Origin of the sequence: Streptomyces sp. HP-A2021 (genome assembly GCF_022807935.1) — a bacterium.
Taxonomy (GTDB): domain Bacteria; phylum Actinomycetota; class Actinomycetes; order Streptomycetales; family Streptomycetaceae; genus Streptomyces; species Streptomyces afghaniensis.
Genome location: NZ_CP094344.1, coordinates 7,363,881 through 7,383,811 on the forward strand (window position 1 = coordinate 7,363,881; position 19,931 = coordinate 7,383,811).

The 19,931-nt window shown below is 72.5% G+C and carries 18 protein-coding genes; 7 read left to right on the plus strand and 11 right to left on the minus strand.

Going from position 1 to position 19,931, the window contains the following annotated elements:
• Positions 1-3: 3 nt before the first annotated feature.
• From MQE23_RS33250 to MQE23_RS33265, 4 genes are all read right to left on the minus strand, one after another.
• Positions 4-1,308 carry a hypothetical protein gene (locus MQE23_RS33250; RefSeq protein ID WP_243381030.1) on the minus strand — a complete coding sequence of 435 codons (1,305 nt, stop codon included), beginning with the start codon at positions 1,306-1,308 and terminating at the stop codon, positions 4-6.
• On the minus strand, positions 1,305-1,823 hold the full coding sequence (locus tag MQE23_RS33255; RefSeq protein WP_243381031.1) for a hypothetical protein: 519 nt from the start codon (positions 1,821-1,823) through the stop codon (positions 1,305-1,307). The genes MQE23_RS33250 and MQE23_RS33255 overlap by 4 nt, the downstream gene beginning before the upstream one ends.
• On the minus strand, positions 1,820-2,191 hold the full coding sequence (locus tag MQE23_RS33260; RefSeq protein ID WP_020275736.1) for a hypothetical protein: 372 nt from the start codon (positions 2,189-2,191) through the stop codon (positions 1,820-1,822). The genes MQE23_RS33255 and MQE23_RS33260 overlap by 4 nt, the downstream gene beginning before the upstream one ends.
• Before the next feature lie 196 nt (positions 2,192-2,387).
• Positions 2,388-5,159 (minus strand): AAA family ATPase, encoded by a 2,772-nt coding sequence (locus MQE23_RS33265; protein ID WP_243381032.1) that lies wholly within the window; start codon positions 5,157-5,159, stop codon positions 2,388-2,390.
• A 283-nt stretch (positions 5,160-5,442) separates the two neighbouring features.
• On the opposite strand from MQE23_RS33265, the gene MQE23_RS33270 reads away from it, so the two are divergent.
• On the plus strand, positions 5,443-7,362 hold the full coding sequence (locus MQE23_RS33270; protein WP_243381033.1) for an FUSC family protein: 1,920 nt from the start codon (positions 5,443-5,445) through the stop codon (positions 7,360-7,362).
• Positions 7,363-7,389: 27 nt separating this feature from the next.
• Here MQE23_RS33270 and MQE23_RS33275 read toward each other — a convergent pair whose 3' ends face one another.
• Positions 7,390-8,343, minus strand: a complete 954-nt coding sequence (locus MQE23_RS33275) for an endonuclease/exonuclease/phosphatase family protein (RefSeq protein WP_243381034.1) — start codon at positions 8,341-8,343, stop codon at positions 7,390-7,392.
• 42 nt (positions 8,344-8,385) lie between these two features.
• Between MQE23_RS33275 and MQE23_RS33280 the strand changes: the two genes are divergently transcribed.
• Positions 8,386-9,750, plus strand: a complete 1,365-nt coding sequence (locus tag MQE23_RS33280; protein ID WP_243381035.1) for an amidohydrolase — start codon at positions 8,386-8,388, stop codon at positions 9,748-9,750.
• 202 nt (positions 9,751-9,952) lie between these two features.
• Positions 9,953-10,135: a hypothetical protein gene (locus tag MQE23_RS33285; protein ID WP_037674458.1), complete on the plus strand. Its 183-nt coding sequence runs from the start codon at positions 9,953-9,955 to the stop codon at positions 10,133-10,135.
• A 24-nt stretch (positions 10,136-10,159) separates the two neighbouring features.
• Here MQE23_RS33285 and MQE23_RS33290 read toward each other — a convergent pair whose 3' ends face one another.
• The 3 genes from MQE23_RS33290 to MQE23_RS33300 all read right to left on the minus strand — a co-directional run bounded on the left by MQE23_RS33290 (position 10,160) and on the right by MQE23_RS33300 (position 13,565).
• Complete coding sequence (locus tag MQE23_RS33290) at positions 10,160-12,112, minus strand: ABC transporter ATP-binding protein (protein ID WP_243382844.1); 1,953 nt, start codon at positions 12,110-12,112, stop codon at positions 10,160-10,162.
• 359 nt (positions 12,113-12,471) lie between these two features.
• On the minus strand, positions 12,472-12,906 hold the full coding sequence (locus MQE23_RS33295) for a hypothetical protein (RefSeq protein WP_243381036.1): 435 nt from the start codon (positions 12,904-12,906) through the stop codon (positions 12,472-12,474).
• The gene (locus tag MQE23_RS33300; protein WP_243381037.1) at positions 12,903-13,565 is read right to left on the minus strand and encodes an ATP-binding protein; all 663 of its coding nucleotides are present in this window, start codon (positions 13,563-13,565) and stop codon (positions 12,903-12,905) included. The genes MQE23_RS33295 and MQE23_RS33300 overlap by 4 nt, the downstream gene beginning before the upstream one ends.
• Before the next feature lie 246 nt (positions 13,566-13,811).
• Between MQE23_RS33300 and MQE23_RS33305 the strand changes: the two genes are divergently transcribed.
• The 3 genes from MQE23_RS33305 to MQE23_RS33315 all read left to right on the plus strand — a co-directional run bounded on the left by MQE23_RS33305 (position 13,812) and on the right by MQE23_RS33315 (position 15,833).
• Positions 13,812-14,672: a helix-turn-helix transcriptional regulator gene (locus MQE23_RS33305; protein WP_020277665.1), complete on the plus strand. Its 861-nt coding sequence runs from the start codon at positions 13,812-13,814 to the stop codon at positions 14,670-14,672.
• The gene (locus tag MQE23_RS33310; protein ID WP_243381038.1) at positions 14,673-14,927 is read left to right on the plus strand and encodes a DUF397 domain-containing protein; all 255 of its coding nucleotides are present in this window, start codon (positions 14,673-14,675) and stop codon (positions 14,925-14,927) included.
• A gap of 93 nt (positions 14,928-15,020) precedes the next feature.
• A complete protein-coding gene (locus MQE23_RS33315; RefSeq protein ID WP_243381039.1) occupies positions 15,021-15,833 on the plus strand; it encodes an SAM-dependent methyltransferase in 813 nt (270 codons plus the stop codon).
• Between the two features lie 22 nt (positions 15,834-15,855).
• Here MQE23_RS33315 and MQE23_RS33320 read toward each other — a convergent pair whose 3' ends face one another.
• Positions 15,856-17,268 carry a PLP-dependent aminotransferase family protein gene (locus tag MQE23_RS33320; protein WP_243381040.1) on the minus strand — a complete coding sequence of 471 codons (1,413 nt, stop codon included), beginning with the start codon at positions 17,266-17,268 and terminating at the stop codon, positions 15,856-15,858.
• 47 nt (positions 17,269-17,315) lie between these two features.
• Between MQE23_RS33320 and MQE23_RS33325 the strand changes: the two genes are divergently transcribed.
• On the plus strand, positions 17,316-17,801 hold the full coding sequence (locus MQE23_RS33325; protein ID WP_020277661.1) for a carboxymuconolactone decarboxylase family protein: 486 nt from the start codon (positions 17,316-17,318) through the stop codon (positions 17,799-17,801).
• 33 nt (positions 17,802-17,834) lie between these two features.
• Here the strand turns inward: MQE23_RS33325 and MQE23_RS33330 are convergent, their stop codons facing one another.
• On the minus strand, positions 17,835-19,325 hold the full coding sequence (locus MQE23_RS33330; protein ID WP_243381041.1) for a glutamate synthase subunit beta: 1,491 nt from the start codon (positions 19,323-19,325) through the stop codon (positions 17,835-17,837).
• A 119-nt stretch (positions 19,326-19,444) separates the two neighbouring features.
• Complete coding sequence (locus MQE23_RS33335) at positions 19,445-19,924, minus strand: anthrone oxygenase family protein (RefSeq protein WP_020277629.1); 480 nt, start codon at positions 19,922-19,924, stop codon at positions 19,445-19,447.
• Positions 19,925-19,931: the final 7 nt, after the last annotated feature.

A 19,931-nucleotide genomic window follows, 5' to 3' on the forward strand; every position in this document is an offset into this window, starting at 1 on the left:
CCTTCACCCGAGCATGGTCCACGTCATGACGCCGAGTGAGAGCGCGGCGATCGCCGTGGGCCAGGCCATTCTCGACAGGCGTCCGGACTCCAGGAAAGCGGCTGCCAGGAACTCCGCCACCAGCGCCAGCGCGGTGGCTGCGGCGAGGTACAGGCCTCGATCACCGGCCGCGTCCGCCGCCTCCTTCTGGCGGTTCTGCTCGGCCCGCATCTCCGGCCAGTCTTCGGGCCGGGCCCGCAGGGCGACCACGGACGCGGAGGAAACGCCGTCGCGGACGCCGGGTGGGCGGCCCATGTACTCCGCCGTGAGACGCAACCGGGAGGCATGCCGCGTCTCGGCTGCGGCGACGGCCCGTTCGTGTACTGCGCCAGGAGTGTCCTCCTGGTAGAGGACCGCGGCTTCGCGGGCCGCCGCATGGATATCGGCGACCTGGGACGCGGTGACGGCTTGCGCCAGAAAGGCCTGCCGCTGTCCGCTGGCCACGATGGCGGCTCCGAGCCGGAGTGCCTGGCGGGACGCCTCGGCCTGCGCACGCTGCTCGCCGGAGGCGGCCGCCAACTGGAGCAGGGGCAGCAGGAACAGCAGCAGGACCACGAGCAGGTGCATCCAGGTGCCGCGTCGGTGTGCGCACGGGGCGGTCGCCGGCTGCGGAATGGGGTCGACACCTCTCAGGAAGCGGCGCGGCCGACCGGTGGATGGCGGGTTGCGCCACGACTCGGGGCGCAGAACGCTCGCGGCGACCAGGGCCGAGAGGATCGCCGCGCCGGCCACGGCCAGGGAGACACGCCCCCACGCCGCCCAGCTGTCGCCCTCCGCCATCGTCTTGTCCGGTGAGAGGCGGTAGACGCCCGGAGTCCGTTCCTCCTGGTGGGCCAGGCGACGGGGAACGTCGTAGCCCTTCCGGGGATCCAGGTACTGATCGGTGCCGATGATGCTCTCAGGGGCGGCACTGTGACGGAGGCTGACCGCCTCCTGCTCGGCCAGATAGAACTCCGATGCCGCGAGCCGGCCGTCGTCCTTGAGCGCCTGGAGCGCTTCGGCCCGGGTCGTGGCAGCCGCCACTCTGAACGCGAGCGGTGCCTCGTCGGCGTACACGTGCCGGGCCTCCTCCTGCACCGCCGCGTGCAGTTTGAGTTCCTCGGCGACCGCGTCCTGATAGGAGTCCCCGGCCATCTTGAACTGCCAGGTGGCCAGCAGCGTCGCCAGCGCGATCGCGGCTATCAGCCCGAACTGAACACGCGTACGCAGACAGAACCGCCGCCGGGACGGAGACGAGCCGGCCGGGCCGGTGGGCGCGGGGCTCGTCATTCCGACACCCACCTGAAGGTGAAGCGCGTTTCGTCCTCACGGATGAGCGACAGTTCCCGATCCGCGATCTTCCACTCGAAGCGCTCCGTCTTGAACGGGGCGGGGCTGCTCGTGAAGTCCCGCTCGGGGTTCTCGGGGTTCTTCCTCGTCAGGGTCGCGGAGTGGGGCTTGAGGACGAGGGCGTCCGTCGAGGCCTCGTACGTCCCCTCGACCACGTGGATGAGTTGGTAGACCTCCTGTCCCATGGGATACGAGGTCATCCCGAAGTACTTGTACTTCCCCTCGTCCGTGAACCGGTACGCCAGTGTGGTGTTGCTGCCCGGCTGCGCGCTCTCCCACGCCCCCACGAGGTCCCGGGGCGTGGCGGCCCTGGTTCGTGAGCCGGGCGTCGAGGGCCCTTCACCGGTGCCGCCGTCCGAACAGGCAGCGACGCCGGAAAGCAGCAGCACCACGAACGTGAGGAGCGGCGCGCGAAGCCGCCGGCCGGTGATCCTGCCCAACCCCGGGCTGGTCATGAGCACTTCCCCCGTACGTAGCTGAAGCCGTCGATGTACAGCAGGTCGCCCAGGGTCGGGTCGGAGTACATGGACCACGGGTAGGAGATGACCGGCCGGCCGTCGACGATGAGCGTCATCTGCGCACTGTCGAAGCGCGCCATCCCGGAGTCACCCTGCCCGCTCGCATTGCGCCGGACGTACTGCCCGTCGCCGCCGAAGACGTAGGTCCAGTGCGGCGCCTTGTCCGTTCCCCCGCACCAACTCCCCACCACGCGCGGTGGAGTACGGAAGGAGACGCCGCTCGACGTGTTCCCGGCCGAGCCGGATTCCCGTGTCTCGTTGCCCTTGCAGGCCCCCATGGCCATCAGAGCCGGAGCGAGCAGCACAACGCAGAAGAGACGTGAGACGAAAACATGGGCACGCAACTCTTCCCCCCAATCGTTCGTGTGTGGTGGGCAGGAACGCTACGGAGGAGCAGCCCCGGAGCACCCCAGGGGCGAACCCGGGGGAATCCCGGGGGCGCGAGCCGGCGTGAGCGAGGGCGGGACGGGCGCCCCGGGACGCCTGTGCCGCGCCACGTCGTCAGGCGTCAGGGGCCAGCTGCTCGATCAGCCCCATGCGCGAGGTGATGCCGAGCTTGGTGTAGCTGTTGCTGAGGTGGTACTCGATGGTCTTCACGCTGAGCACGAGTTCGCGGGCGATCTGCTGGTTGGTCATTCCCCGCACGGCCAGTCTGGCGACGGTGAGCTCCTGTGCGGTCAGCACCGGATGCCCGGCGTTCCGAGGACGTACCGTCACGCGTCCGCACCCGGACAGTTCCCTGGCACACCGCTCGAGGTACGGCGTGGCCCGGAGCCGCTGGAAGGTACCGTGCGCGGCTTCGAGCTCGCCCGCCGCTTCCCTGCGCCGGCCGGAGCGCCGCAGAAAAGTGCCGTAGGAGAGGCGCACCAACGCCTCTTCCCAGCAGCTCTCTCCTTGCGAGCAGTGCCGTAGACCGTCCCGGAACGCCCGGTCGGCGGCGTCGGAGTGGCCGCGGGCCTCCTCCAGCAGCCCGCGGCAGCGCGCGGCCGCCGCCTGGTCGATGGGCCGGCTCCGCTCGGTGGCCCGCCTCTCGTACGGGGTGAGCACCTCGTGGGCTTCCTCGGTGCGCCCGGTGCGGGTCAGGGCTTCGGCGAGCAGGGGGCGCCAACCGACGAGGCCGGGTTCCTCGATGCCGTACCGGTGGACGATCTCCGGGCTCAGGAAGGGGTTCAGCTGCCGGATCACCCCCTCGTGATCGCCGCGGGCGGTGTGGACCAGAGCGAGTGCGGTGGCAGCGAAGGCGGAGTCGTTGACGTCTCCGAGCACGCGGGCGTGCTCGGCCGCCGCTCTGGCGTGTGCTTCGGCGGCCCGGAACTCGCCCCGGCCGGCGAGGGGGCATGCGGTCATGGCGTGCACCACGGCGAGGATGGAGATCTGGTCGGTGTCCTCGGCCAGGGACACGGCATGGGTGCCGTGAGCGATGGCTTCGTCCCACTGCCCGGCCCGGTACGCGGCATCCGTGAGGAAGCCCAGCGCCACCAGGGCCGCGTAGGGCAGGCCGCCACGACGGTGGGAGGCGAAGGCTTCCTCCAGGTCCCTGCGCGCCTCACGGAGCTGCCCGTTCCACAGGTGCAGCATGCCGCGGGCGAGGAGGCCGTCCAACTGCTCCGGGGTGTCCCGTGGCCCCGCGTCCGGCAGGTGGGCGAGGGACCGCATGCCTTCTTCGTAGTCGCCGGAGACGGCCAGGCCGATGGCGAGGGAGTCGCGCAGGAAGGACGACCGCTTGCCCGGGGGCAGGTCGAGTCCGCGCCGGGCCCAGTGGATGATGTGCGGCGCGTCCCCCTGGATCAGACACAGCCAGGCCATCTGCTCGGCCGCTTTGCGGAGCGTCTCCGTCCCCGTGGTCGCGTCACAGGTGTCCCAGCAGGCGGCGAGCTCTCGACGGGCTTCGTGGAGCCGGCCCGTGGTGAGCGCGAGATGCCCCAGCACATAGTGCTGTTCCGCGTCGGGAGTCATGCCGCGGATGGTCTGCTCGAGTTCGGCGGCCTGGCTGACGTCTCCGGCGAGCAGCAGGTACTCGGCGCCTCGGAGCAGCCACCGAGATCGCCGGCCGGGCTCGGCGGTCATCCGGGCGGCGGCCATCGCGGCGGAGGCCGCCGCGGACCAGACGCCTCTCGCGGACTGCTGCGCGGCGAACAGGGCGAGTTCCTCGGCGAGTTCCGCGTCCGGCCCTACAGCGGCGTGCAGCCGGTGTTGCAGTGCGATCCACGGCTCGTGCACGAGTCCGGCGGCCGAGCGGTGCAGGCGCGACCGTTCGGTCGGCTCCAGCCCGCGGTAGACGGCCGCGCGCAGCAGGGGATGGGGGAAGACCACCTGCGGCGGAGTGCCCACCGGGCTCTCGTCCAGCAGTTCGCACGCCATCGCCTCGGTGAGCGCTCCCAGGGGCTCCGGTACGGCGCCCAGCTCCGCCGCCAGATGGAGGGGGCCGGACATGCCGAGGACGGCGGCGGCCTGAACGAGGTGACGCGCCCCGGGGCCGCAGGCGCCGAGTCGCTCGGTGATGATCCGCTCGTACCTGCGGGGTGCCGGCAGGACGGAGTGGCCGCCGAGGACGTCGGCCGGGAACTGCTGGAGCAGTGCCCTGACGTGCAGAGGGTTTCCCTGCGTGTGGTCCCGCAGTCTGGCCATGGTCCGGCGAGGCAGCGGCGCGGGTCCGAGGGACGCGTTCAGCGCCATCAGATCCGGCACCGGGAGGCCGTCGAGGCTCAGCCTGAGCGTGGTGTCGTCATTGATCAGCCGGTGGAGTCCCTGCGGCAGCCGCAGATCGGCCGAGTCCCGGGTGGCCAGCACGGTCAGTACCCGGTCCACACGCAGCCGCCGGAGGACGAAGGTGAGGGCATGCAGGGAAGGAGTGTCCGCCCAGTGGATGTCGTCGATCACCATGACCACCGGCTTCCGGCCGTGGAACCGTCCCAGGGCGTCCAGGAACGCGGCCCCCGCGGCGACGGGGTCGTGCCCGGCGATGCCGGAACACGCCCCGTGAGCCGTCCCGGGCAGCGTCGCACCGGGCGTCTCGGGAAGGTGGTGCATCAGTTGCGTGATGACGCCGTAGGCCAGTTCCCGCTCCATTTCCTCACCGCTGGCCGTCACCACGCGGCAGCCCCGGGCCTTGTCGGCGAGAAAGCGACGGATCAGAGAGGTCTTTCCGATCCCGGCGGCACCGTCGATGACGACGATCCGGGGCTCGCCGCCCGCCGCTCGGTCCAGCCAACCGCCCATCCTGGCGAGCTCCTCCTGCCTGCCCAGGAACAGCGCGTCGGTCGTCTGCCGCATTCATCCCCCCCAAGCCGGCACTTCGCCGGGCAGCACTCACCCAGCATCAGGGCTCTGCCCGGGGCCCGCGCAGGCTTCCGCGGAAGTGCTGACGCGGTGCCGGAGAATGTGTTTAGGGGCGGAATCCGGATTGCGTTCATAAAGAACCCGGCTCTCCCGCACTCCGTCACGTTCAGGAAACCTTTCCTCCAGGAACCCCGCCTACTGTGGGCACCCACACCCCCGCCCCGGCCACCGTCGCCCGAAGGCCCACCCCTGCCCTCGACGAGTCGACAGGAGCCCTGTGTCCCGGTCCCGCCGTGCCCATCTCGCCTTGCCGCCCTGGCTCGCGCACGCCCTGCGCGCTCAGCGGGGGCCGGTGCCCTGGAGCGCGGTGACGCGGGGGGCTCTCTCGGCGGGGCCGCTGCTGCTGGTGGCCGTGCAGGTCGGGCGTACCTCGCTCGGGGTCGTCGCCGCGATCGCCGCCATGCTCGCCGGGATCAACGACCGGCCCGGGAGCCGGCGGGCCTCGGTCAAGCGGATCGGGGTGCCCGCGCTGGGCGGTGCCCTGGGGCTCGTGGCCGGGACGTACGCCGGGCAGCAGACCGGCGCGGTCGTGCTGACCGTGCTCCTCACGTTCGTCGGGCTCGTCGCCGGGAGCATCAGCGCGATCGGGCCCGTCGCGTCCGCCGTCGGGACCCAGTTGCTCGTCGCCTCGGCGATCGGCGCCGGGATGCCCCTGCCGGAGGCGGGGTGGGAGCGTGCGCTCGCATACGTCGCGGGCGCCGGATGGCTGCTCGTGCTCCGGCTCGTGGTGCCCACGCCCGGCTCCCTCGCCGGGGACTTCCGGTTCGACGGGGAGCGGGAGGCCGTCGCCGGCGTGTACGAGGCCGTCGCCGAGCTCCTCGACGCCGTCGGCGGGCCCGAGGCCATGCGCCGCCGGGCCGCGCTCACCGCCGCCCTCGACCACGCGCAGGACGCCCTCGCCGGGCCCCGGCTGCGGAGGTACGCCTCCTCCTCCGCCGAGCGGCGGCTGCATGCGCAGTACGCCGCCGCCCTGCCCCTCGCCGAGGCCGCCACCGCGCTCGCGTGGGCCGGAGAGGCCGTCGCCGAGCGGGCCTCCGAAGGACCCCGGCGGCTCGCCGCCGCCGTGCGCGGCAACAGCCACACCGGGCCGCTGCCCGCGCCCTCCCGCTCGGCGCCCGCCCTGCGCGCCCTCGACGACGCCCTCCTGCACGCGGCCGAGGTGTTCGACCAGGGCAGGGGCGGCGATCTGCACACCCGGCCCCGCACCCCCAGGGACCGGCTGCGCGCCGCCTTCGGCAGCGCCGGACGCGAGTACGGGCTGCGGGTCGCCCTCTGCTTCGGGGCCAGTTCGGCGGTCGCCCAGGCCCTGCACCAGGGCCAGTGGTACGGGCAGCACGAGCACTGGTACTGGCTGCCGGCCACCGCCGTCTTCCTCGTCAAGCCGGACCTGGGGCCGCTGGCCTCGCGGGTACTGAACCGGGCCGCCGGGACCGTGCTCGGCGCTGTCGTCTTCGCCGGATTCGCCGCCGTCCTGCCCCGGCCCGAAGGGCTCATCGCGCTCGTCGCCCTCAGCGGGGCGCTCATCCCGGTCGCCACCCGGCACTTCGCCGCCCAGACGGCCGTCGTCACGGTCCTCGTCCTCGCCCTGGTCATGGTCGGCGGCGAGCCGCAGGCCTCCATGGGGCGGATCGGCGAGACGCTGCTGGCCTGCGCGATCGTGCTGATCACCGGGCACCTGCCGATGCCGGGACAGCGGGGCGGGGGAGTACGCGCCCGGCTCGCCGCGGCGAGCGACGCCGCGTACGCCTACCTCACCCACGTCCTCGACGAGGCCGACGCCCCGCGCATCGGCACCCCCGGCACGCCCTCCGACCCCGGCGTCACCCCCGCCGACCACCGCGCCACCCGCTGGACCCTGCGGCGCGAGGCCTACCGCACCCTCGCCGAGGCCCGGACGGCCATCTCCCTGGCCGCGCACGAACTGCCCGCCCTCGCCCGGCACACCGAGGGCGCGGACGAGGTGGCCGACCTCCTCGAACGCCTCGTCGACACCACCACCGCCTGCGCCGTCCACCTCGACGACACCGGACGGATCGGTCCCGAGCACACCGAGCGCCTCACCGCCCTCCTCGGCGAACTCGCCGGACCGGGGGAGCGGGTGGGGCTGCGGCTGCCCAGGACGCGCCGCGTCGGATGACCCACAGCAGATCCCTCAGCTGAGCCCTCAGCCGACGCGTATCCACACCGGCGCGTGGTCCGACCCGGGGGCGCCCCGCCGCTCCGCCGGGTCGGAACCGACCGACGGCAGACCGGGCGGGCCCTCGCCGGGCAGGCCCGTGCCCGCCGCCGTCACCCGGTGCACCAGCCGGTGGCTCACCAGCACATGGTCGATCAGCTCGCGCCGCCCGGAGTCGACGCGGGAGTAGCGCTGTCCGGGCGGGATGAGCGGGGCCACGTCCCACAGCCGGGTCGCGTCGCCCTTGTCGGCCTGCTCGTGGCCCGGCGTGCCGATCTCGGAGCCGGGCGGGCCGAGCAGGATCTGTGTGGTGGCGGCCTGTACCTCGTCGTTGAGGTCGCCCAGTACGGCCACGTCCCTGCCCTGCCCGTCGCCGTCCAGGAGTTCGTCGGCGAGGGCGCGCAGGGCCGTCGCCTCGGCGGCCCGCCGGTACAGGGCGTAGGCGCCGTAGCGGGCCCGTTCGCCCTCGTCGCGCGGCTGGAACCGGCCGTTCGGGTACGACAGCAGCTTGGACTTCAGATGGCAGACGGCCACCCGCAGCGGCCCGTCCCCGACCTCCACGACCTCCACGGCAAGGAAGCCCCGCCCCGCCCGCGTCACCGTCGCCCCCGAGTCGTCCACCTGCACAGGCCGAAACTCCGCCGGGAAGGCCGTCGTGTCGGCCAGCACCTTCACGGCCTTACGGCTCAGGAACCCGACCCGTGTGCCCCGGCTGTCCGGATGCTCGGACAGAGCGACATGCCAGTCGTCGTCGAGCATCCCCGCCAGGTCCTCCAGGGCCTCGGGGTCCCCGACCTCCTGCACGCCGAGCAGCGTCGGGTCGAGTTCCGTGATCACGGCGGCCAGCGCGGCGAGCTTGGCCCGGTACGCGGCCTCGTCCTTCGGACCGAACGGGCCGCCGGGCCGGTAGAGGTTCTCCAGGTTCCACGTGCCGAGGAGCATGCCGGGCTCCTTTCAGAAGCCGACAGGTCGTACGTTGGCGCGATGACGCCTTCCGCCGCGGACAGTCCCACGGACCTCATCATCAGCGCATGTACCGTCCTCGTGCACGACGATCAAGAGCGCATCGGGTTCGAGGAGGACGCCGCGATCGTCGTACGGAACGGGGTCGTCGAGGCCGTGACGACCACCGCCGGGGCCGCGGACCTGCCCGCCGCCGAGCGCCTCGACGCCCGCGGCCAGGTCGCCCTGCCCGGTCTGATCAACTGTCACACGCACGCGCCGATGGTCGCGCTGCGCGGCCTCGCCGAGGACCTGCCGACACAGGAGTGGTTCAACGACGTCGTCTGGCCCATGGAGTCCAACCTCACCGAGAAAGACGTCGAGTTGGGGGCGCGGCTCGCCTGCGCCGAGATGATCCGCGCCGGTGTCACCTGCTTCGCCGACCACTACTTCGCCATGGCCGCGGTGGCGGACGTGGTCGCGGACTGCGGCATGCGGGCGCTGCTGGGGGAGGCCTATTTCTCCTCGCAGGGCCCCGAGGGCCGTGAGCGGTCACTGGAGTTCGCGCTGCGGCACCGCGGCTTCGCCGACGGCCGCGTCACCACCGCCCTCGCCCCGCACTCCCCTTACACGGTCGGCGACACCGACCTCGCCGCCACCGCCCGGCTCGCCGGCGAACACGGCCTGCCCGTGCACCTCCACGCCGCCGAGAACCGCGACCAGACCGAGGCGAGCCTCGCCCGCCACGGCGTCACCCCGATCGAGGTCCTGGAACGCACCGGCATCCTCGACACGGACGTGCTCCTCGCCCACGGCACCGGCATCGTCGACCGCGATCTGCCCGTCCTGGAGCGGGCGGCCGGTTCTGCGGCCGTCGCCACCGCGCCCCGCGGCTACCTCAAGTTCGCCTGGCCCGACACCACCCCGGTCCGCGCCCTGCGCGACATCGGCGTCGACGTTGGGCTCGCCACCGACGGCGCCGCCTCCAACAACTCCCTCGACGTATGGGAGTCGATGGCCCTCACCTCCCTGGTCCAGAAGTCCTCCGAGGGCGACCCCCGCTGGCTCACCTCCCGCCAGGCCCTGCACCACGCCACCCTCCAGAGCGCCCGTGCCGTGGGACTGGGGGACAGCGTCGGCAGCATCGCGCCGGGGCGGCGGGCGGACATCGTCCTGGTCGACCTCACGGGACCGCACACCCAGCCCGTCCACGACCTCGCCGCCACCCTCGTGCACAGCGCCCGCTCCGCCGACGTCCGCACCACGATCGTCGACGGCCGGATCCTGATGCGCGACCGGACGCTCCTGACGATCGACGTGCCGCCGGTGGTACGGGAACTGGAGGAGCGCCTGCCCGCCCTCGTCGACCGCAGCCACGGCCGGCGTATCCAGGACTACGACACCTGACGCTCTCGACGGACCCTCCGAATTATCACGACGAGTGCGACGACTGATACGTAAAGTGAAAAGATAGGCCAAGCGGCTGAGAGTTTGGTCACACTCAGCGGTGAACGAGTGTCAACTACGTCTCAGAACCGTCACTTCGCGAGCCGTTCACCCCATGGTTGGCGTTTAACTCTACGAGTACAGCGCGACATGGAGGTGCAGGGTGAACGGGCGAACGGTGCTCGAGAGCTTTCCCGCCGGTGGGCCGCGTGGCTCCTGGCCGGCGGAGGAGTTCGCGCAGGCGCGGCGTCTGGAGGGCCTGCCTGCCGAGGTCGTCATGGATCTCGCAACGGACATGTTCCTGGTGATCGTGCGCAGCGGGGACGGCGCCGACGCCGCGGCCTGACGCGTGCCCCGAGCCGGGCGTGGCTCAGCCCGCCTTCGGCGCCGGCACCGTCGGGACCGTCGGGACCGGTGCGACCGGCGCGACCGGCTGGACCGTGGAGGGCTGCGGGGCCGTCGCCGGCTGCAGAGCCGTCGTGGGTGACGTGGCGAACTGCTCCGCCTGGAGCGCGTACAGCTCGGCGTAGAGACCGCCGGTCGCCAGCAGCTCGTCCGGAGTGCCCGACTCCACGAGCCGGCCCTGGTCCAGGACGTGCACGAGATCCGCGTGGCGGACGGACGCCAGCCGGTGCGTGATCAGCACGACCGTCTGGCCGCTGTCGGCCAGGGCGCGGATCCGCTCGAAGACCTCCAGCTCGGCCCGGGCGTCCAGGGCCGCCGTCGGCTCGTCCACGATCAGGATGCGGCCCCTGCGGTAGGCCGCCCGGGCGATGCCCAGCCGCTGCCACTGGCCGCCCGACAGTTCGTGACCGCCGCTGAAGTTGCGGGCGAGCAGCGTGTCCAGCCCGCGCGGCAGGTCCGCGATCACCGTCTCGGCACCGGCTTCGGCGATCGACGCGGCCAGCCGCTGCTCGCACACCGGCGCCGACGTGCGCCCCAGGGCGACGTTCACCCGGGCCGTGAACGGCCACCGCTTGAAGTCCTGCGCCACCATCGCGATCCGCTCGGCCAGCCGGTGCCGGTCGGCGGTCGCCGTGTCCACGCCGTCCCACAGGATCCGCCCCTTCTCCGGTGTGTAGAGCCCGGCGAGCAGCTTGACCAGGGTCGTCTTGCCGGAGCCGTTCTCGCCGACCAGTGCCACGATCCGGCCCAGCGGGAGGGTGAGCGACACGTCGTCGAGGGCGGGGCGGGCGGAGTCACCCGGGTAACGGAACGTGACGTTCTCGAAGCGGATCTCGCGCGGATCCTCCGGCAGGGGTGCGCCGCCCGCCGGGATCGCCCACTGGTCCGCCTCGGTGTACAGCCGATGCAGATCGCCGACGAAGAGGGCCTCCTCGTGCAGCGCGTTGACCTCCACCACGAGCGTGTCGAGGCTCTGCGAGCCGGTCCGGATCGCGATCACGGCCGTACCGGCCACCGACAGGGCCATCGCGCCCGCCAGCAGCAGCCCGCCGAGCGTCGCGTACGTCGCCACCGTCGCCAGGCCCGTCCACGCCGCCGCGATCAGACCGGTACGGGCGGCGAGCCGGGCCAGACGGGCCTGCTCGGCCTCCGCCGTCTCCGACATCGCGCGGAAGTGCCGCAGCAGGAACGCGCCCACCCCGTGCACCCGGATCTCGGGGGCCGCCTCGGGCTCGATCAGCAGATTGCCGAGCAGCCGGCCCGCACGGGCGTGCTGCACCCAGGCGTGGAAGGACTCGTAGCGCCGCCGGGCCACGGTCAGCGCGCTCCAGGCGCTCGGCAGCGTCATGGTCACCAGCAGCGGCAGGAGCGCCGGGTGCAGCACGGTCAGCACACCGGCCGCGGCGACCAGCGAGATCATCGCGTTGATCACGCGGGTCCCGTACATGATCATCCGGCGGGCGGAGGCAGCGCCGTACTGGGCGGTGTCCAGCAGCTTGTGGAAGGCGTGGTCCTCGATCGCGGCCAGCTCGACGGCCGCGGCCCGCTCCAGGTACTGCTCGGTCGCCACCCGCTCCACCTTGGGCTCCAGCCGTCCGGTGGCGTAGGTGCTCGCGGCCCGCAGCAGCGCCGCGAGCAGCATCACGACGGCCACGGTGGCCAGCGCGGGGACGGCGCCGCGCAGCCGGTCCTCGATCGCACCGCCGCCCATCAGCCGTGCCAGCACGCTGTTGACCGCGAGCAGCGCCACCGCCTGTGCCACGCCCCGGCCCGCCTCGGCGGCCAGTACGACCCGCGCGGCGCCCCGGTCGGCCTGCCGGGCGAGCCGCAGGCTGGACGCCAGCAGGGACGGCAGCCGGGTGATCATGGCACGGAAGTTCAGCTCCAGGAAGGCGTCGGCGTGCTGGTTCCAGCCCATGTCGTAGCGCAGCGGTCCGCCGAAGAGCAGCCGCTCCGACTCGGACACCTCCGGCGCGGTCCGCTTCTTCGCCACCGTCGACCGACCTCCCTGCTCATGCCCCGCTCGTGGACGAACGGTCACTATGGCGGGGGCGGAGCCCGTCCGGGCAGGGCGCAGCCCGGGGCGCCGGAGGCGCGCGGGCGCACGACCCGACGGGGGGAGGCGTGGGGCGGCGCGGAGTCGTAGGGGTGGTGAGGAGTCGTAGGGGTGGTGCGTACGCCTCGACCGGGCCGCGTTCTACGAGGCCGACGAGCCGTACGAGTTCCAGGAGTTCTCGAGCTGTACGAGTTCCAGGAGTTCTGCGAGTTCTGCGAGTTCTACGCGCTGACCGGCCGCGACCAGGCCGGCGCGGTCCCCGTCACCCGGCACAGCGCCAGATACAGCGGTATCGGCGGGGTGTACGGCAGCGTGCCGTGCGGGCGGTGGATCAGTTCGGGCAGCTCGGGGACGTCCGGGACGACCGCGCCGGTGGCGTAGTGCGCCGGGACGGGCCAGTCCAGGGCTTGGTCGGAGTCGGACGGCACCAGCCACCACCAGTGCGTCTCGTCGGCGTAGACGCAGCCCACGCGGGGCAGCCGGGGCATGACCAGCGGCCCGAGACGGGCGGGTACCGCGACCGCGTCGCAGCCGAGCGGGGCGGTCATGCCGTCGGGCACGGGCAGCCGCAGAGCCGGGGCCGTCGTCCGCAGCTCGCGCCGGAGCCGGGCCAGGGTGTCGAGGTGCAGGACGCGGCCACCGCGCCCGGGGCTCATGCCGGCCCCCGCTGTCGGCGTCGCTCCTGCGCGGGGACTTCCCCAGCGCCCTTCGCGCGGCGCGCCCGGTGTGCTCCGTCCCCGTCGTCCGAGTCGTCGGACGGGCCCGGCTTCGGACGCGCGCCCCAGCCCAGGTCGTTCCGGGGCTCCGCCGGGTCGCGCGGGGTGTCGTCCTTGCGCGGCAGCTCGGCCCAGACCAGCAGCCCGGGGCCGTGCTCATGGGCACCCCAGGCGTCGCAGAGGGCGTCGACGAGGAGCAGTCCCCTCCCGTGCTCCTCCTCGGGCCGGGTGCGGCCGGCCGCGTGGGGCTGGCCCGGGGCGCAGCCCTCGTCACGCACGGCTATCCGCACCAGGTCGTCCCCGTCGTGCAGCTCGCACACTATGTGCGTGCTCGCCGTGTGCACGATGGCGTTGGTGACCAGCTCGGAAACCACCAGGGCCGCGCTGTCGCACGTGTCCTCGCACACCGACCAGCCGGTCAGCCGGGCCCGCGTCAGGCGTCTGGCCTGTGCGGGAGAACCCGGATGTGCGGCCAGCTCGAAACGGAACCGGCGCTCGGCAGCGGCCCTGACGGGGCCTGCTTCCGGGCTGGCACCCAGGCCGTAAGGGCCTGCGGCGGCGTCTGTTCCTAAGGGCGCGGACGGAATCACGCTTGCCACTATCGCCCCGCCGTGAACACTTGGCAAGTGTCACTCTGAAAATTGCAGAGTGCTGTGTGACGGTCTGGAAGGCCGTGGCACACTGCTCGCAACAGCACCCCGCACGGCGCCAGTTGAGACCATCGAAGTCCTGTTCGGAACACGTGTTCGGATAGTCGACTCTTCGAAAAGGCCTTCGAATGGCGCCGCCGGGCTGTCAGCGTTCTTCTGTGGCCGGCTCGTCAGAACTCTTGGTGGAGGTGGGGCGTGAGCGAACCGCGGTCCGCGCCGACGGTGGGCCAGGTCGTCCTCGGCCGGCGCCTGCTGGACCTGCGGGAACGCGCCGGGATGAAGCGTGAGGAAGCCGCCCGCATCCTCCGCGTCGCCCCGGCCACGGTCCGCCGTATGGAGACGGCCGAGGTCGCGCTCAAAATCCCGTATCTGCAACTGCTCCTGAAGGCCTACGGAATCTCCGGCGAGGAGGCCGACGCCTTCGTCCTGCTGGCCGAGGAAGCGAACAAACCCGGCTGGTGGCAGCGTTTCCACGACATCCTGCCCGGCTGGTTCTCGATGTACGTGAGCCTGGAGGGCGCGGCCGGCGTCATCCGCAGTTACGAGCCCCATTTCGTCCCGGGGCTGTTGCAGACCGAGGACTACGCGCGCGCGGTGCTCCGCTCGGGCGCCATCGGCCAGACCCGGCCCGACGACATCGAGCGCCATGTCGCCCTGCGGATGCAGCGCCAGGAACTGCTCACCCGCAAGGACGCGCCCCGGCTGTGGGTCGTGATGGACGAGACCGTGCTGCGGCGCCCGGTCGGCGGCCCGGAGGTGATGCGTGCCCAGATCGACAGACTGCTCGAGGCCACGAAGCTGCCCCATGTGACCCTGCAGGTCGCCCCGTTCGCCAGTGGGCCGCACCCGGGCACGTACGGGCCGTTCGTGCTGTTCCGATTTGCCATGCCCGAACTGCCGGACATGGTCTACAGCGAGTACCTGACCGGCGCGGTCTATCTCGACGCGCGCGCCGAGGTGGCGACCCACCTCGAGGTCATGGACCGCATGGCGGCGCAGGCCGCCACGGCACAACGCACGAAGGAGATCCTCAGGGATCTCCGCAAGGAGCTGTGAATGGATCGCATCAAGCCGCGCAAACACGTCTACAACGGCATGCCCGCGCGCGACTTGGGCAGCGAAGGCTGGCACAAGCCGTGGAGCGGCGGGAACGGCGGGAACTGCCTGGAGGCGATGAAGCTCGCCGACGGCCGGATCGCCGTCCGGCAGTCCACCGACCCGGACGGTCCGGCGCTGATCTGCACCACCGACGAGATGACGGCCTTCATCGAAGGGGCGAAGGCGGGGGAGGCGGACTTCCTGCTGTCCTGACGCGATTGCCTTTTCTGACGCTCGACTTTCTGACGCTCGACTTTCTGACTCTGGTGCTGAATTGACCACCCTTTGTGCCTTACGGAGTGCCTCATGACCGGGCAGGACCCCATACCGGCCGTCCAGATCGACACGACCAGACCCCACCCCGCGCGGATGTACGACTGGTACCTCGGCGGCAAGGACAACTACCCGGTCGACGAGGCGATGGGCCGGCAGATGCTCACCCTCGACCCGAGGGTGCCGGTCATGGCGCGGGTCAACCGCGCGTTCATGCACCGGGCCACCCGCTGGCTGGCCGGGAACGGCGTACGGCAGTTCCTGGACATCGGCACCGGCATCCCGACCGAGCCCAACCTCCACCAGGTCGCCCAGGAGATCGCCCCCGACGCCCGGGTCGTCTACTGCGACAACGACCCCATCGTGCTGGCCCACGCGGCGGCCCTGCTGCGCGGCACGGACGACGGGGCGACCGAGTACCTCCAGGCCGACGTGCGCGACCCCGACGCCATCCTGGAGGGCGCGAGGAAGGCCCTGGACTTCACCCGGCCCGTGGCGCTGTCGCTCATCGCGCTGCTGCACTTCGTCTCCGACGAGGACGGCGCGCACGACCTGGTCCGCCGGCTGCTCGCCGAACTGCCCTCCGGCAGCTACCTGGTCATCACCCACGCCACGGCCGATTTCACGCCGGAGGAGTCGAAGGCGGCCACCGAGAAGCTCCGCGCCGCCGGTGTCACCCTGGCCCTGCGCTCCCGAGAGGAGTTCACCCGCTTCTTCGACGGCCTCGACCTCGTCGAGCCCGGCGTCGAGGTGCCCCACCGCTGGCACCCCGAACTGGGCGAGCCCGTACCGGGGCAGGACGACGGGGTGATTCCGGGGTACGGGGCGGTCGCGCGCAAGCCGTAGCTCCACGCGCTTCACGGGCCGGTCACGGCGGCGGCAGTGCACGGCACAGCGCCTCCAGGGCCGGCCCGTACGCATGTTCGGAGGGTGTCGCGTACCCCACGACGAGGCCGTCGCCCGCCGCCGTGTCCGTGTCCGGGTGCCGGAACGCCGCGAGGCCGTCCAGGGCGATGCCCTGCCAGGCGGCGGCCTTGACCGTGGACGCCTCGGTGCCGGGCGGCAGCCGCAGCACCGCGTGCAGCCCGGCCGCGATGCCGGTGGCCTCGATGTGCGGAGCGTGCTCGGCGAGCGCCGCGAGGAGCCGGTCCCGGCGGCCGCGGTACCGCTGCCGCATCCGCCGTACGTGACGGTCGTACGCCCCGGAGACGACGAAGTCCGCGAGGCTCAGCTGGTCGAGGACGCTCGCCCACGCCTCCCGGTCCCCCTTGACGGCCAGGACGGTGTCGACGTACCGCTCCGGGAGCACCATCCAGCCCAGCCGCACCGCCGGCGAGAGGCTCTTGCTGACCGAGCCGATGTGGATCACGTGCTCGGGGTCGAGGCCCTGGACCGCGCCGACCGGCTTGCGGTCGTAGCGGAACTCCCCGTCGTAGTCGTCCTCCAGGACCAGCCCGCCACGCGCGCGTGCCCAGTCGATCACGGCGGCCCGGCGCGCGGGGTGCAGCGGGCCGCCGGTCGGGAACTGGTGCGCCGGCGTGAGCAGCACGGCACGCTCGCGCCCCAACCGGTCGACCCGGGCGCCGTGTTCGTCGAGGGGGAGCGGCACGGTCCGCACCCCGGCCGCCGCGAGGACCTCCCGGTGGAATCCGAGCCCGTACGCCTCCACCGCCAGGGGGCCGCGCAGGACGCCCCCTCCGAACAGCAGCCGCAGCGCGTGCGCGAAGCCGGAGCAGATCACGATCCTGCCCGGTTCGGTGCGCACACCACGCGCGCGTGCCAGGTACTCGGTGAGCGCCTCCCGCAGTTCGGTCCGGCCGGCCGGATCACCCGGGCCGAACACCTCGTTGGGCGCCTGCTGGAGAGCTCTCCGGTAGGAGGCCAGCCACGCCGTGCGCGGGAACGACGAGGTGTCCGGCGTGCCCTGCGTCAGGTCGTGCCGGGGTCCACGCGCGCGGGCAGGTGCCTTTCGGGGCACGCGCGCGGCGGACCGCAGCGGCTCGGCACGCTCCGCGACCCGGGTGCCCGAGCCCTGCCGGGCGGTGAGCCAGCCCTCCGCGACGAGTTCCGCGTAGGCGTCGGCCACCGTGTTGCGGGCGACGCCGAGATCGGCCGCGAGCGAGCGGTACGGCGGCAGCCGCGTGCCCGGAGCGAGCCGCCCGCTCAGCACGGCCTCCCGCAGGGCCCGGATCAGCGCCGCGCGCCGGCCACCCGGCCCGGTCAGCTCCAGATGCAGGTCCGACCCGATCCGTTCCGCGGAATTGACCCACGAAGTCGCCATGGAAATGCACCCTACAGCGGGTCTTTCCGGCTCGTAGGTTGAGGGACATGACGACGCACACGAGCACGAACAGCACGCAGGTGAAGGCGCCCCGGCTGGAGTTCGCCAAGTCGGCCCCGAAGGCCTTCCGGGCTCTCATCGCCTTCGACGCCGCCGCCCGCGAGGGTCTCGACCCGGCCCTCGTCGAACTGATCCAGATCCGCGCCTCGCACCTCAACCACTGTGCGTACTGCCTGCACATGCACACCAACGACGCCCGCAAGGCCGGCGAGAGCGAGGACCGGCTGCACATGGTCGCCGTGTGGCGCGAGGCCCGGCACTTCTTCACCGAGCGGGAACAGGCGGCCCTCGCCCTCACGGAGGCGATGACGCTCGTCGCCGACGCGGGTGTCCCGGACGAGGTCTACGCACAGGCCGCGGCCCACTTCGACGAGCGGGAACTGGCCCAGGTCCTCGCCCTGATCTGCACGATCAACACCTGGAACAGGGTGGCGCTGTCGACGGGGAAGGTGGCGGGGACGGACGAGCGGTGATCGCCCCCCGGGGGGATCGGACCGGCCGTGTGCCTAGACCGCCATGGGCCGGTCGTACGGTCCGATCGGCGCCGGGAGCCTCGAACTGCCCGTCAGATGGCGGTCGACCGCCGCCGCCACGGCCCGCCCCTCGGCGATCGCCCAGACGATGAGCGACTGGCCGCGGGCGGCGTCTCCGGCGGCGAACACGCCGGGCACGTTCGTGGCGAAACCGGCGTCCCGCGCGATCGTGCCGCGGGGCTCCAGGTCCAGCCCCAGCTGGTCGACGAGCCCGTCCTTCCGGTCGGGCCCGGAGAAGCCGAGGGCGAGCAGCACGAGGTCGGCGGGGAGCGTCCGCCCGGTGCCCTCCACCGGGCGGCGCCGCGCGTCCACCTCTGCCAGGTGCAGCGACCGCACACGGCCTTCCGCGTCGCCCTCGAAGCGCAGCGTGGACGCCGCGAACAGCCGCGCGTCCGCGTCGGCCACCGGAGCTGTTCGCAGGTCACGGGCCTCCTCGTGCGCGGCGGACAGCCGGTAGACCCGCACCGGATACGTCGGCCAGGGCTCGGTGTCCTCGTCGCGCTCGGGGTCCGGCAGCGCGTAGATGTCCAGCTGGGTCACGGACGCGGCGCCGTCCCGGACGGCCGTGCCCAGGCAGTCGGCCCCGGTGTCGCCGCCGCCGACGATGACGACGTGCTTCCCGGCGGCCGACAGCGGGGACGTCTCCAGATCGCCCTCGCACACCCGGTTGGCCAGCGGCAGGTACTCCATCGCCTGGTGAATGCCGGTCAGTTCCCGTCCCGGCACGCCGAGTTCGCGCCAGGTGGTCGCCCCCGTGGCGAGCACCACGGCGTCGTAGCGGGTCCGCAGCTCATCCGCCCCGATGTCCCGCCCGACCGACGTCGACGTACGGAACTTGGTCCCCTCGGCCCGCATCTGCTCCAGCCGCCGCTCCAGATGGTGCTTCTCCATCTTGAACGCGGGGATGCCGTACCGCATCAGCCCGCCGAGCCGGTCGTCCCTCTCGTACACGGCGACCGTGTGCCCCGCGCGGGTCAGCTGCTGGGCCGCCGCCAGCCCGGTGGGCCCCGAACCGATCACCGCGACCGTCTTGCCCGACAGCCGCTCCGGCGGCCTCGCCGGTGCGAAGCCCTCCTCCCAGGCCCGGTCGGCGATCGCGCACTCGACGTTCTTGATGGTGACGGCCGGCTGGTTGATCGCCAGCACACAGCCCGCCTCGCACGGGGCCGGGCACAACCGGCCGGTGAACTCCGGGAAGTTGTTCGTGGCGTGCAGCCGGTCGGCGGCCGCCCGCCAGTCCTCCCTCGACACCAGGTCGTTCCACTCGGGGATCAGGTTGCCCAGCGGGCAGGCCTCGTGGCAGAAGGGGATGCCGCAGTCCATGCAGCGGTCGGCCTGCTTACTGATGATCGGCAGCAGCGCCCCGGGGACGTAGACCTCGTCCCAGTCCCGGACCCGCTCCTCGACGGGCCTGCGCGGCCAGTCCTGACGGGGGGTGGTCATGAAACCCTTGGGGTCGGCCATGGCCGTCTTCCTTGCGTGCGCGTGTGACAGGCCGTGCGTCGCCGGGCGGCGCTCCTTCCGGCCACGATACGTCCGCGGCGGCACACCCGCAGGGGACGGGACAGGACCTGCCGGCGCGCTCAGGTGAGTGCCAGCACGTACGCCACCGCCGCCCCGGCCGAGGCGGCCGTGCGGACGTGGTTCCACATCGTCCACTCGCGCACGTACGCCGGCCAGTACGCGGCCGCCTCCGAGGTGCCCGGCTCCAGCTTCAGCAGCGTGTCATTGCGCGGCACGTTGGCGACCATGGTGAGCCCGAACGAGCCGAACAGGTACAGCGCGCTGCCCACCAGCAGCTCCACCGTCCCCTCCTCCGGCCACAGCACGAACGTCACCACGGCGATCACCGCGCACAGCACGGCCGACCCGAGGAAGACGACCATGAAGGGCGGTGTCACCGCGGCCACGTTGATCGCGTTCATCGCGGCGACCCCCTGTGCGGGCGGCAGCGTGGCGAGGCCCCGCATGACGAAGGTCGAGAAGCCGCAGAACACCCCGGCCACCAGGCCGGTCCCGAGCACACCCAGCACCGTCAGCACGAAGTACGGTCCGTCGATCATGTCAGCC